Origin of the sequence: Hyphomonas sp., assembly GCF_041398465.1 — a bacterium.
Lineage (GTDB): Bacteria > Pseudomonadota > Alphaproteobacteria > Caulobacterales > Hyphomonadaceae > Hyphomonas.
In genome coordinates this window covers 759,387-771,429 of record NZ_JAWKUS010000001.1, presented here as the reverse complement: position 1 = coordinate 771,429, position 12,043 = coordinate 759,387, and the positions used below count along the sequence as shown (strand labels likewise).

12 protein-coding genes are annotated in these 12,043 nt (G+C 63.5%); 6 read left to right on the top strand and 6 right to left on the bottom strand.

All coding sequences use genetic code 11. The features are described from left to right. Window positions 1-31 precede the first annotated feature (31 nt). The 3 genes from R3C98_RS03685 to R3C98_RS03675 all read right to left on the bottom strand — a co-directional run bounded on the left by R3C98_RS03685 (window position 32) and on the right by R3C98_RS03675 (window position 4,013). Window positions 32-1,999 (bottom strand): DUF3604 domain-containing protein, encoded by a 1,968-nt coding sequence (locus tag R3C98_RS03685; protein ID WP_371312767.1) that lies wholly within the window; start codon window positions 1,997-1,999, stop codon window positions 32-34. 87 nt (window positions 2,000-2,086) lie between these two features. Next, on the bottom strand, window positions 2,087-3,889 hold the full coding sequence (locus R3C98_RS03680) for a hypothetical protein (protein WP_371312766.1): 1,803 nt from the start codon (window positions 3,887-3,889) through the stop codon (window positions 2,087-2,089). Then, the gene (locus R3C98_RS03675; RefSeq protein ID WP_162177047.1) at window positions 3,879-4,013 is read right to left on the bottom strand and encodes a YdgA family protein; all 135 of its coding nucleotides are present in this window, start codon (window positions 4,011-4,013) and stop codon (window positions 3,879-3,881) included. The genes R3C98_RS03680 and R3C98_RS03675 overlap by 11 nt, the downstream gene beginning before the upstream one ends. 109 nt (window positions 4,014-4,122) lie before the next feature. On the opposite strand from R3C98_RS03675, the gene R3C98_RS03670 reads away from it, so the two are divergent. The 3 genes from R3C98_RS03670 to R3C98_RS03660 are packed head-to-tail and all read left to right on the top strand — an operon-like array spanning window position 4,123 to window position 7,105. Beyond that, window positions 4,123-4,695: a shikimate kinase gene (locus R3C98_RS03670; RefSeq protein ID WP_371312765.1), complete on the top strand. Its 573-nt coding sequence runs from the start codon at window positions 4,123-4,125 to the stop codon at window positions 4,693-4,695. Further along, window positions 4,692-5,822: a 3-dehydroquinate synthase gene (aroB, locus tag R3C98_RS03665; RefSeq protein WP_371312764.1), complete on the top strand. Its 1,131-nt coding sequence runs from the start codon at window positions 4,692-4,694 to the stop codon at window positions 5,820-5,822. Before R3C98_RS03670 ends, aroB begins: the two co-directional genes overlap by 4 nt. Before the next feature lie 20 nt (window positions 5,823-5,842). Beyond that, on the top strand, window positions 5,843-7,105 hold the full coding sequence (locus tag R3C98_RS03660) for an HlyC/CorC family transporter (RefSeq protein ID WP_371312763.1): 1,263 nt from the start codon (window positions 5,843-5,845) through the stop codon (window positions 7,103-7,105). Here the strand turns inward: R3C98_RS03660 and R3C98_RS03655 are convergent. Next, window positions 7,085-7,450 carry a hypothetical protein gene (locus R3C98_RS03655; protein ID WP_371312762.1) on the bottom strand — a complete coding sequence of 122 codons (366 nt, stop codon included), beginning with the start codon at window positions 7,448-7,450 and terminating at the stop codon, window positions 7,085-7,087. The genes R3C98_RS03660 and R3C98_RS03655 overlap by 21 nt on opposite strands. 72 nt (window positions 7,451-7,522) lie before the next feature. Next, entirely contained in the window at window positions 7,523-7,801 is a 279-nt protein-coding gene (locus R3C98_RS03650) for a BolA family protein (protein ID WP_371312761.1), read from the bottom strand. Window positions 7,802-7,832: 31 nt separating this feature from the next. On the opposite strand from R3C98_RS03650, the gene R3C98_RS03645 reads away from it, so the two are divergent. The 3 genes from R3C98_RS03645 to R3C98_RS03635 all read left to right on the top strand — a co-directional run bounded on the left by R3C98_RS03645 (window position 7,833) and on the right by R3C98_RS03635 (window position 11,081). Continuing rightward, on the top strand, window positions 7,833-8,468 hold the full coding sequence (locus R3C98_RS03645) for a J domain-containing protein (protein ID WP_371312760.1): 636 nt from the start codon (window positions 7,833-7,835) through the stop codon (window positions 8,466-8,468). A gap of 8 nt (window positions 8,469-8,476) precedes the next feature. Beyond that, window positions 8,477-9,964 carry a glycerol-3-phosphate dehydrogenase gene (locus R3C98_RS03640; RefSeq protein ID WP_371312758.1) on the top strand — a complete coding sequence of 496 codons (1,488 nt, stop codon included), beginning with the start codon at window positions 8,477-8,479 and terminating at the stop codon, window positions 9,962-9,964. A gap of 127 nt (window positions 9,965-10,091) precedes the next feature. Next, window positions 10,092-11,081 carry a complex I NDUFA9 subunit family protein gene (locus R3C98_RS03635; protein ID WP_371312757.1) on the top strand — a complete coding sequence of 330 codons (990 nt, stop codon included), beginning with the start codon at window positions 10,092-10,094 and terminating at the stop codon, window positions 11,079-11,081. Between the two features lies 1 nt (window position 11,082). On the opposite strand, the gene R3C98_RS03630 is transcribed toward R3C98_RS03635, so the two are convergent. Further along, entirely contained in the window at window positions 11,083-11,937 is an 855-nt protein-coding gene (locus R3C98_RS03630) for an undecaprenyl-diphosphate phosphatase (protein ID WP_371312755.1), read from the bottom strand. Window positions 11,938-12,043: the final 106 nt, after the last annotated feature.

Here is a 12,043-nt window from a genome sequence, read left to right as displayed (position 1 = left end):
GGCCTTTCAGCCTGCGCTTCAGCCGGTTGGTTCAGCCTTCAGGATTGTACCAGACGGGGCTCGTCCAGGCGCGTTCCTGAATGGTGGACGGCATGTCCGGATTGGGCGGCGTCCCGTTGCGGGCGGCATCCCAGCTGGACCAGCGGCAGGATGGGTTTTCCAGCACACGGACATAGTAGGCTGAGCGCCGGGCCGCGTCGAAATCCGGGTCCGCCCAGAGGGCTTTCATCTCGCCTACACCCGTACCGTCATCTGTGGAGCAGTCGGCGAGGTTCACGCTGGCGCCATTGTCCGGACACCGATGGGTCTCCGGATCGGGCAGGGCGCCGCCGGAGCAGGCCGCATCATAGACGGCCTCGTGCGCCGTGCCGTCCGCGTCGGTCCAGACCTTCACGACCTGCACGCGCTGCAGGGGATAGGAGTCCGGATCGCGCATGGCCCAGGCGAGGATCTTCGGTGCGGCGCCTGAGCCGGACAGCATGCCGCCCTGCGGCACACCTGTCTCGTATGCACTGGCGACAAGCTCCGGATCGGACAGGATTGCCTCATCAAAATCGAAGCTTGCGAACATGCGGGCCTTCAGGCGCGGGCCGGACGTGCCGAAGGTTTCCTTGCGGCGGATGGCATCGAAGATGGCTTCGCGCGTGTTTTCATCCGCCCACACACCAGCGAGGCCCGAGGCGCTGTATTGTCTGGCAGCCAGGAGGCGGCGCATGTTCGGTACCATCACGCCATCGGCGGGAATGGAGGCTTCGACTTCGGTCGCGTCCCAGGTCTGCGCGCCATTTGGCGGGATGGAATGGCGGGCTGCGGGATCTGCGCCATCGGCCGGAAACTTGCCCCAGAACTTTTCCTCGATGAATGGCCCGGCGCCGATATGCGTGTCGCTGGACCCGATAAAGCCGAATTTGAACGGGTTGAAGCCTTTCGTATCGGCGAGGCCGAGGCCACGGGCGAGCGCGTTGCGGGCATAGTCCCCAATGTGCGGCGAGGATTTCGCTGCGCTGCCGATGAAGGTCTCGTAGAGTTCGAAATTCGCCCATTCGTCATTCGGCGAGAGGGAGGGGTGAACTTCGGACGTGCCCTTGATCTGCGTGATTTCGATCACAGGCTCGTTGCGCATGCGCGTGACCGCATAGTCCGCCGTCAGCTCGCCGCCCTCATAGGTTTCGGAGGCAAACATCTCGCCATTTGAGGCGTTGGAATTGTGCGGGATGGACATGACGTCCCGGCCGTCTGTGCGCTGGGCGTCCATCCAGGACCAGAGATCCTCCGGGTTCGGCGAATCGAGTGTGGAGAACAGGCGCTCCGGCGCTTCACCGCGGAAGATCACATTCCGGTGCAGGTTTGCCGCGGCCGGGATCTTCGACTCCTCGACGGCCGTCATGGCAGTGAATTCGTAACCGGCGAAAGTCGTGAACTTGCCGGGTTCGTAATGGCGCTCGGCCGCATCGATGGCGCGCTGCCAGGCCGAATCGATCACGTCCCGGTCATAGATCTCCTCGATCTCGTCCCCGGAGACGATGGTCAGGCCGACATTCTGGAAGGATTGGGCGGGGTTCTCGGCATCCGGTCCGAATACGGTCTTTGCGAAGTCCGTCTGGGAGAGGGCCGTGCCGGGCGTCGCCATGGCCGGCATGATGCCCATGTATTCGCCATGATCGGTCACGGCCAGGAAATCGAGCGGGCCGTTCAGCTGCACATCATAGCCGCCGTCTGTGGTGATCTTCTCGCCCTTGGCAAAGCGGTAGGCATCGTCCGGTGTCGCGCGGACGGAGGAAATGAAGGCGTCGAAGGACTGGCCGGTGTGGACGTGCAGGTCGCCGAACAGGGCGACGCGGCCTGCCGGGGCAGGGGGTGCGGCTTCGGCCGGTGTGGTCTCGGCAAGGGTTTCCGGTGTGCTTGCGGATGTTTCCGGCGCGGTTGCGGTGTCCTGCGGGGCTGTGCAGGCAGCCGCCAGCATCAAGGCGGCCAAACTGGCCTGTCCCAGGTATTTCATGAATTCCTCCCTCGGGCCTCTCAGTCGGGCCTTCCAATTGTGGCACAGCATCTGCCTTTTTCGGCAGAGATCAAGCCGGAGTTCGGATCAGGGCGTTTCTTTCCAGTATCCGGTCGCTTCCAGCGCCAGCAGGCGCGCAGCATCTTCCGCACCGATATCTTCAAGCGCGGCGAGGATCAGGGTGAGATCCGCGAGGCCGAGTTCGGAAGCATCGCCATTCGTCAGGGACACGGTCCGCAAAACGACTTCAGCAGCCGTACCGGACCGTGCCGCCGCCCAGATGGCAATCGCATCGCCGGGGGCAGATGAAGACTCATCCACCGGGCTGTAGATGGACAGGAACGTACGCGCCTCCGAAGGCGGGGCTGTTCCGGCTGCCGCCCACAGCGCGAACATGCGCGCAGCGGCTTCGGCCTTGTCTTCATTCTGTGCGGCCGCGATCAGCTGATCCGCAGCGGCCTCAATGGCGGCCTTGCCAGCGTCGGCATCTGCAAGAATGACCAGCGCGCCAACCCAGGCAGCCTCGAAAGTCGGCGGCTCTGCAACAGGCGCTTCCTCCTCCAGCGGGATTTCGTCCACTGCGAGGAGAGTGTCTGAAGGCCCTTCCGCATCGGTATCGTCCACCGGTCCGCCGGTTTCGATCGTGATGCCGGTCGGGACCAGAAGGTTCGCCGGGCCGCTTACCGTCGCATCTTCAGGGGCGGGGCCGATCTCTTCAAGCGTCGGTTCGGGGGCGGCAGGTTCCGGCTCTGGTTCTGGTGGCGTGACCCAGCGGATCGCTTCGTCGAACTCGCCGGCAGCGATGTTGGCGCGAGCGAACAGGAAGGCCGTGTCTTCTGTGTCGGGGCCAAGCGGCAGTTTCGCCATGCCGGCGCGCAGCAGGCTGGCGGTGGCGGCGAAATGGGCAGGGTTTTCTTCCGCTTCGATCAGGGCGGTGGCGATGGCCTCTGTTGTGTCGGCATCTGTGCTGGTGCCGTCTGCGGCGGCGAACATGGCTTCGCTCAGCAGGGTACGCGGATTGAAACCATCAGCGGCGAGGGCGGAATTATAGGCGATGCGGAACGCTTCGCGGTCGATCAGGCCGGCTTCGGCGGCAATCTGGGCGGCTTTGACCCGCACATCCGGAGGCGTCAGCTTGCGCCGTGCCATGGCGGCGGCGATGTCGGCCCGGTCTGCGGGGACGGCGTCTGGTGTCACTTCCAGAAAGGCGCGGTTCGACATGACAAAGCCGATCCCGCTGTCGAATTTGGCTTTGGGCGGTGTTGGCGCGACACCCGACATGGCGAAGATGGCGCTTGCCAGCCAGTTGTCTTCGATGCCCTGCGCCTGTGCCATCTCCATCGCGAGTTCGGCGCCGGACGTGTTGCCTGCAAGTGCAGCGCACACGGCGCGCAGGCGGGGCCAATATTCGCTTTCCGGATTCGGCGTGTTCAGCGCTTCGCAGGCGGTCGCTTCATTGCCGAGCACAAGGTTCAGGTCTGCGGCCATGGCGGCGGCATCGACGCCGGGCGGGGGCGCTTTCAGTTCCGCAAACTGTCCAGCTGCGGCGGCCGCTTCGCCAAGTTCAAAGGCAATACGTGCCCGCTCGGCCAGAAGGGCATTGCCTTCCTCGCCTTCCGGGGCACGCCCGCCAGAGAGGACGAGGCGGCGCATCAGAATCTGTTCTGCGGGGCTGAGGCCTTTGGTGCGGGCCTCCTGCATCAGCGCGAGCAGGTCTTCGCCGCGCGCGCCGCGCCACATGCGCGTTGGCAGGGCCGGTTCATCCTCGCCGAGGTAACTGATTCCCCAGGGATCGACCTGTTCGAGCCAGCTGTCCTCGATCTGCGCGGAGGCGGGACAACTCAGGAGTGTGGCCAGCGCCGCGCCTGCAAGGGCCCGTCTAGACCACATCTTCAACCTCGATCCGGATTTCGCCTGGTGCCGGTTTGCCTTGCTCTGCCTTGGTGCCCAGCCACCACAGGCCTGCCAGCCCAATCACCGCCAAAACGCCAAGCAGGATCAGGAATTTACGCATGAGATCACACCTCTGGGTTGTATTCGGTCTTTTGCGGCCCACCTTCACCAATTGCGAAGGCCTTACCGTCTCTATAGGAAATGAACCGAACCGGCCATGAAAGTCCAGAATGCCATCTGACAGCGACAGTCCAGCGCAAGAAAAACCGGCGGCTCTGCCTTATGAGTCGCGCACAATTGCGCTCGTCGGCCTGATGGGCGCGGGCAAGTCGACGGTTGGCCGGCGGCTGGCGGAAAAGCTCGGCCGGCCGTTCTATGACAGCGATACCGAAATCGAGAAGGCGGCGGGCCTGTCGATCTCCGATATCTTTGCCCTGCATGGCGAAGCCGATTTCCGGCGCGGCGAGCAACAGGTGCTGAAACGCCTGCTGGCGATGCCGCCGCATGTGCTGGCCACCGGGGGAGGGGCTTACCTCAATGACGAGACGCGCGCGATGATGCGGCAACATGCCGTGACCGTCTGGCTGAACGCCGATCTCGAAACCCTGTGGAAGCGCGTCCAGAAGCGCGATACACGCCCCCTCCTGCAGCGGGGTGATGCGAAGAACGTGCTGACCAATTTGCTGGCAGAGCGGACACCGATCTATTCGCAGGCCGACCTGGTGGTGAAATCCAAGGACGGTCCGCACACGAATACGGTGAATGCCATCCTGAAGGCCCTGAAGACCTGGAAACCCGAATGAGCGTGACTGCCCCCGAACTGGAAACCGTGTCTGTCGATCTCGGCGCCCGGTCCTACGATATCCTTGTGGGTCATGGCGCGCTGGCTGAGCTTGGTCCGCGCCTTGTGCCGATGCTGAAGCAGAAGCGTGTCTTCGTGCTGACCGATGAGCATGTCGAGGCGGCGCACCGGGCGCGTGTCGAGGCGGTGCTCTCAGCCTCCGGCATCACGTCCAGCTGGCTGGCACTGACGCCGGGCGAGAAGACCAAGAGCTTTTCCAATCTCGAAGCCATTCTCGACTGGCTGCTGGAAGGCGGCGCAGACCGGTCCGACATGCTGGTCGCGCTCGGCGGAGGCGTGATCGGGGACATCGCCGGCCTCTCGGCCAGCCTGATGAAGCGCGGCATGGGCTTTGTGCAGGTACCGACGACGCTGCTGGCGCAGGTCGATTCTTCCGTTGGCGGAAAGACGGCCGTGAACAGCCCGCGCGGGAAGAACCTCATCGGCGCCTTCTACCAGCCGCGCCTCGTGATCGCCGACACAGAGCTGCTCGCGACACTGCCGGCACGGGAGCTGCGCGCAGGCTATGCCGAGATCGTGAAATACGGCCTGATCAATGACCCAGCCTTTTTCGACTGGCTGGAAGCGAATGGTTCTCGCGTGCTGGCTCTGGAAGCAGACGCCATCACTTATGCGGTCGCCGTCAGCTGCCGGGCGAAGGCCGCCATCGTGGCAGAGGACGAAACGGAAAAGGGCGTACGTGCCCTCCTGAATCTCGGCCACACATTCGGACATGCGCTGGAAGCGGCGAACAATTACCGGCCGGACCTCCTGCATGGCGAGGCGGTCTCCATCGGCATGGCGCTCGCCTTCCGTTATGGCGCCGCAACAGGCATCACGCCGCCGGAAGATGCCGCGCGCGTGAAACATATGCTGGAAGCTTCCGGCCTGCAGGCGGCCATTCCCGGCCGGCAGGGCGGGGCGTACACGGCCAGTGAACTCGTCCGCCTGATGCAGCAGGACAAGAAGGCCAGCGGCGGGAAAGTGCCGCTGATCCTCGCCCGCGGCATCGGACAGGCATACATTCATCCCGACGCAGACCTTGCCGCCGTGGAAGATTTCCTGCGGGGTGAGACGCTTGAGGGATAACAGGGGACAGACGGGCTGACATGATCGCCGGCTATATCATCGCCATCTTCGTATTGCTGGCGCTTTCAGGATTCTTCTCAGGCTCCGAGACGGCGCTGACGGCTGCCTCCCGGGCGCGCATGCACGCGCTGGAGAAGGAAGGCGACAAGCGCGCCGCTGCTGTGAACCGGCTGATCTCCAACCGGGAAGGGCTGATCGGCTCCATCCTGCTCGGCAACAATGTCGTGAACATTCTCGCCTCGGTGCTGGCGACGTCGCTGTTCACACAGCTCTTCGGGCAGGGCGGCGTGGCCATGGCCATGGCGACCGGCGTGATGACGATCCTCGTACTCGTCTTTGCCGAAGTGATGCCGAAGACCTATGCCATCGGCCGCCCGGATGCGATGGCCATGAGTGTGGCGGGGATCATCTCCGTCCTCGTGGCGCTTGCCTCATGGATCGTGACGGCGATCCAGGCGATTGTTTCCGTGACGCTCAAACTCGTCGGTCTCGGCACGCCCGCTGAAGCGATCACGGCGGATGAAGAGATTCGCGGCGCGATCGACCTGCACGCCTCGGAAGGCGGCGTGGGCGATGCCGACCGCCAGCGCCTCGTCGGTGCGCTGGACCTGAAGGAACTGACCGTCGAAGACGTCATGATCCACCGCAAGAACATCAAGATGCTGAGCGCCGACCTCGATCCGCGCCAGATGGTGATGAAGGCACTGGCGAGCCCGCATACGCGCATCCCGCTTTATCGCGGCGAGAAGGAAGAGATTGTCGGCATCCTGCATGCGAAAGATCTGCTGCGCGCGATCATCCCGCTGGGCGGCAACCTTGCCAGCCTCGATCTTGATTCCATCATGCGCAAACCCTGGTTCGTGCCGGAGACGACACCTGTACAGGACCAGCTCGATGCCTTCCTGAAAGAGCGCAGCCACTTCGCCCTCGTCATCGACGAGTATGGCGAGCTGCAGGGCCTGATCACGCTGGAAGACATTCTCGAGGAGATCGTTGGGTCAATCCATGACGAGCACGATATCGCCGTTCAGGGCGTGCGCCCGCAGGAGGACGGCTCGGTCAATGTCGATGGCTGGGTGCCGATCCGCGATGTGAACCGGGCGATGAACTGGAACCTGCCGGACGATGAAGCCGTCACGGTGGCGGGTCTCGTGATCCACGAAGCGCAGACGATTCCGGAAGCCGGGCAGAGCTTCGTGTTCCACGGCTACCGGTTCAACGTGCTGCGCCGCCAGCGCAACCAGGTGACCGGCCTCAATATTTCAGTAGTCGAACCCACCTGAGTCCGGCGTCACGGTCGAGACATTCATGAGGGCCTGCTGGCGCGCTGCCGGGCTGCGGCAGCCATGCCGGATCAGCCAGATGCGCTGATCGGGCGTCACGACATGGGCGCTGAAGACGTTGAGATTGTCGGCAGGCACGAGGGCGTAGCTCGTCTCGTTCGCGGGCACATCGTGGGACACTGGCAGGAACAGGATGTCGCTGCCGCTTGCGCAGGCCGTGTTGCGTATCCCGTACAGCAGGCCAACATCCGGTTTCGTCTCGTATCCGGCGCGAATGTCTTCAGCGGACGCCGCGCCCACGCTGCCGCCAGCGGCCAAAGCCGCCATGATCACCCTGATTACCATCACCCGTTCTCCTCGACGGTGTTGAGGGGAATACGTTCAGGCAGGCAAAGGGGTTCCGAAGATTTTTGAGAATCACGCCTTTGGTGCGCTGGCCTTGAGGGCGAGGGCGTGCAGGCCGGTGTCGAATTCCTGCTGCAGGGCCAGCATCACGCTGCGTTGTATCTGGACGCGCGACAGGCCTTCGAAAGCGGCGGAGGTGATTCTCACGCTGTAATGGGTCTCGCCCTCGGGCCGGGCGCCCGCATGACCGGCATGTTTCGCGCTGTCGTCGGTGATTTCCAGCTCCAGAGGCTCAAAAGCTTCCGTCAGGAGGTCATGAATTCGCGACAGTCTGTCAGTCAGTTGTGGCATCTTTAACGCGCACTCCCTATTATCCCGGGTCATGTCCGATGGCGATCCATACCCCTACCGTGTCAAGTTCACCGATATAAGGGTGAACCCACCCGCCGACGAGGTCTCGCGTGCGCGTGCGCGCAAGACCCGCGTGTGCGATCATAAGGGCTGCGACCTTGAAGGCAGCCACCCGGCGCCGAAGCGCGGTGCGAAGGGCAATGGGCGTCATTACTTCTGCGCCAAGCACATCGCGGAATACAATCGCAGCTTCAATTTCTTCGAAGGCATGTCGCAGGCCGAAGCCGCCGCTTTCGCGCGGGCAGAGCGATTCGGCCACAAGCGCACCTGGCGATTCGGCACCGGCCCGATGGCGGGCAAAAAAAGCGCCGACCAGTTCGACCCGCGCCGCTGGGCCGGCCGCCGCTTCTTCGACATGGACGATGTTGCCGAAGCAACCGGCAATGCCACGTCCGGCGCCCGCCGGTCCGGTCTGCAGGCGAGGGCCTTGCGCGAACTGGACCTGGAGATCGATGCCTCGCCGAACGAGATCCGCGTGCGCTATGCCGAATATGTCCGCCGCTTCCACCCGGACTCCAACAAGGGTGACCGGTCATCGGAAGACAAGCTCCAGCGTGTGCTACGGGCGGGCAAGCTGCTGAAGGCCGCCGGCCTGATGAAAGGGTAGGGGCCTACGTGCACGACCTGCTTGTCATCGGCGGGGGCATCAATGGCACGGGCATTGCCCGCGATGCAGCCGGGCGCGGGCTGGATGTCGTGCTCGTCGAGAAGGATGATCTCGCCCAGCACACATCGTCTGCCAGCACCAAGCTTATCCATGGCGGGCTGCGCTATCTCGAAATGTATGATTTCGCGCTGGTGCGAAAGGCGCTGATCGAGCGGGAGATCCTTCTGCGCGCCGCGCCGCACATCATCTGGCCGATGCGGTTCGTCCTGCCGCACGACAAGGGCCAGCGCCCGGCCTGGCTGATCCGGTTCGGCCTGTTCATCTATGACCATCTTGGCGGGCGGAAACTGCTGCCAGCAACGTCTACGCTGCGCCGGGGCAGGACGGACAAGCTGGATCCGCTCAAGGAGGAATTCCGGCTGGCGTTCGAATATTCCGATTGCTGGGTCGAGGATTCCCGCCTCGTCGTGCTGAACGCGGTGGATGCGAAAGAACGCGGCGCAGAGGTGTTGACGCGTACGGCTTGCACGAAGCTGGTCCGCCACCCTGAATATTGGGAAGCCACGCTCGTTTCGGCGGACGGGACAGAGGCGCGCCAGTTCAGGGCTGTGGTCAATGCAGCAGGCGGTTGGGTGGACGAGATCATCGACCTTGCCGACCCGCAGGATGACGCCACGCACCTCCGTCTCGTCAAAGGCAGCCACATCATCGTGCCCAAATGGCATGAGGGTGAGCATGCCTATTTCTTCCAGAATGCCGACGGACGGATCATGTTCGCGATTCCCTATGAACGGGGCGAGTTCACGCTGATCGGCACGACGGACATTCCGTACACCGCCAACAAGGACAAGGTCGAGATCAGCCAGGAAGAGATCGACTATCTCTGCGCAGGTGCCAGCGAATATTATCAGCGCGCCATCACGCCGGCAGACGTCGTCGCCACCTATTCCGGCGTGCGCCCGCTCTATGACGACCATGCGGCCTCTGCTTCGAAGGTCACGCGGGATTTTGTGCTGCACTACGAGACGGAAGGCGGGGCGCCGATCCTGTCGGTCTTCGGCGGCAAGATCACGACCTACCGGGAACTGGCAGAGGAAGCCGTGGCCGAACTCGCCCCGCTGTTCGAGGGCTTGCCGAAGACCTGGACGCGCCATGCCAGGCTGCCGGGCGGCGACATTCCAGCGGCAAATTTCGAGGCCTATCTCTCAGGCCTCGTCCTGACGCATCCGCACCTGCCGGTCGAATTGCTGACGCGCCTTGCCCGGGCCTATGGCACGCGCACACGTGATCTGCTGAGCGGCGCAGACACGCTGGCAGACCTCGGCCGCGAATTCGGTGGCGGTCTGACAGAGCGCGAGGTTGCCTGGCTTGTCGATCAGGAGTTTGCCCGGAGCGCCGAAGACATCCTCCGCCGCCGCTCGAAGCTCTACCTCCACATGACAAAGGAAGAGCAGGGCGCTTTCACCGACTGGTTCAACGCCAGCCATCAAGGCTGACGGCGCACCTGCCGCCATTATGTGCAGCAGGTCATGCGCTGCTGTGCCCCGTACGGGGGCCATAGACAGGCCCGGCGGCGTGTGGTGAAAGGCGACAAATCAACTGTTCAGTCAGGGTTTGACCAACATGACCAAGGGCTTGGTGACCATTTTCGGCGGTTCGGGCTTCATCGGGCGCTATGCGGCTCGGGAGCTGGTGAAAAAGGGCTGGCGCGTGCGCGTCGCCTGTCGCCGGGTGAATCTGGCTGGCGATGTCCGCCTCGCGGGGGCACCGGGCTGGGTCGACATCGCGCAGGCCAACATCCGTGACCGCGCCTCCATCGAGCGCGCACTGGAAGATGCCACCGCTGTCGTGAACCTGGTCGGCGTCCTCACCGAAAAGGGCAAGCAGACTTTCGAATCGACGCAGGCCGAGGGCGCCGCCCTGCTGGCTGAAGTCGCAGCAGAGAAGGGCATCACCCGGTTTGTGCAGGTTTCGGCCATCGGCGCCGATGCAGAATCGAAGTCGGTCTACGCCAAAACCAAGGCTGAAGCCGAAGCCGCTGTGCGCGAGGCGATCCCGACTGCCGCCATTCTGCGCCCGTCCGTCGTGTTCGGACCGGAAGACGAATTCTTCAACAAATTTGCCCAAATGGCCCGGGTGGCCCCGGTCATGCCTGCCATCGGCGGCGGGAAAACGAAGATGCAGCCGGTCTATGCCGGTGACGTGGCCGAGGCGATCGCCGTGGCGGTCGATGACGAAACGACCGAGGGGAAGACCTACGAACTCGGCGGTCCGCGCGTTTACACGATGAACGAGATCTACGATTTCATCTGCAAGACGATCTCGCGTCCGCGCTTCAAGATCACGCTGCCTTTCTTTGCAGCCAAGCCGATCGGTTATCTGTGCGGCGCCGTCTGGCGCTACATTCCGCCATTCTCCTGGGGTTTCCTGGGCCAGCCGCCGGTAACAGGCGATCAGGTTGAGCTGCTGAGAACCGACAATGTCGTGGCTGACGATGCGCTGACGCTGGCGGATCTCGGTGTAACCACGCCGGAAACGCCGGAAGCGATCGTGCCGTCTTATCTGTGGCGCTTCCGCGACTATGGCGAGTTCCACAAGGCTTCCGAAGCCTGATCTAGAACAGGCCGATCAGTGGCGAGCCCAGCAAGAGTAGGGCGCCCAGAAGGAATCTGTACAGCACGAAGGGCAGGAAGCTCATCCGTCTGAGCACGGCCATCAGGCCCCAGATGGAGGCGAGCCCCGTGACGAAGGCGATACCCGCGACGACCAGCCCGTCCTGAAGGGTCAGCACGGCGCTGCTGTCGGCCTCGGCGGTAAACAGGCCATAGGCCCCGTAGAGGCCTGCGGCCGCGAGGATCGGCGCGCCAATCAACATGGAAATCCGGGCCGCTTCCGTCCGCTCATAACCGAGCGCGCGGGCGGCTGTCATGGTGATGCCGGAACGGCTGGTGCCTGGGATGATCGCGGCGATGGCCTGTGTCGCGCCGATCAACGCCGCGTGGGCAAGGGTCATGTCCTCTTCCTTGCGGGTGCGCGGGCCGGCGAGGTCCGCCCACCAGAGCAGGACACCGAAGACGATGGTCGCCCCGGCCACCGTGTAGACGCTGCGCGTTATGTCCTGAAGGCCTTGCGGCACCACGGCTTCGAAGAGCAGGGCAGCGATGAGGGCGATGGGAGTCGCCACGATCACGCAGGCGGCGAGACGTCCGCCCTGGGAAAGCGGCTTCTTCGAGACCGGCGCGGCCAGCAGCTCGAACCCGCCAAGGAAGGCGAGGACCACATCTTTCCGGAAATAGATCAGCATGGCCGCAAGCGTGCCGAGATTGGAGACAGCATTGATCAGAAGCTCATCCCGGCCGGTGACGCCGAACGTGTCGGAGGCAAGCAGGACATGGCCGGAGGAGGAGATCGGCAGCCATTCGGTGATTCCCTGAAGGGTCGCGATAATGGCAAGCTGTAGCAATGACAACGGACTGGCCTTTCAGAGCTTCAACAGACGGTCTAGTTTGGTTTGACCAGAGAGGCACGTGCTTTTCACAATATCAATGTGATATGCTTCTATCATGCTCAACAAG

Excerpts from the sequence above, each read along its gene's own strand:
- R3C98_RS03685 (WP_371312767.1), bottom strand. The coding sequence starts at position 1,999 with ATGAAATACCTGGGACAGGCCAGTTTGGCCGCCTTGATGCTGGCGGCT.
- R3C98_RS03680 (WP_371312766.1), bottom strand. The coding sequence starts at position 3,889 with ATGTGGTCTAGACGGGCCCTTGCAGGCGCGGCGCTGGCCACACTCCTG.
- R3C98_RS03675 (WP_162177047.1), bottom strand. The coding sequence starts at position 4,013 with ATGCGTAAATTCCTGATCCTGCTTGGCGTTTTGGCGGTGATTGGGCTG.
- R3C98_RS03670 (WP_371312765.1), top strand. The coding sequence starts at position 4,123 with ATGCCATCTGACAGCGACAGTCCAGCGCAAGAAAAACCGGCGGCTCTG.
- aroB (WP_371312764.1), top strand. The coding sequence starts at position 4,692 with ATGAGCGTGACTGCCCCCGAACTGGAAACCGTGTCTGTCGATCTCGGC.
- R3C98_RS03660 (WP_371312763.1), top strand. The coding sequence starts at position 5,843 with ATGATCGCCGGCTATATCATCGCCATCTTCGTATTGCTGGCGCTTTCA.
- R3C98_RS03655 (WP_371312762.1), bottom strand. The coding sequence starts at position 7,450 with ATGGTAATCAGGGTGATCATGGCGGCTTTGGCCGCTGGCGGCAGCGTG.
- R3C98_RS03650 (WP_371312761.1), bottom strand. The coding sequence starts at position 7,801 with ATGCCACAACTGACTGACAGACTGTCGCGAATTCATGACCTCCTGACG.
- R3C98_RS03645 (WP_371312760.1), top strand. The coding sequence starts at position 7,833 with ATGTCCGATGGCGATCCATACCCCTACCGTGTCAAGTTCACCGATATA.
- R3C98_RS03635 (WP_371312757.1), top strand. The coding sequence starts at position 10,092 with ATGACCAAGGGCTTGGTGACCATTTTCGGCGGTTCGGGCTTCATCGGG.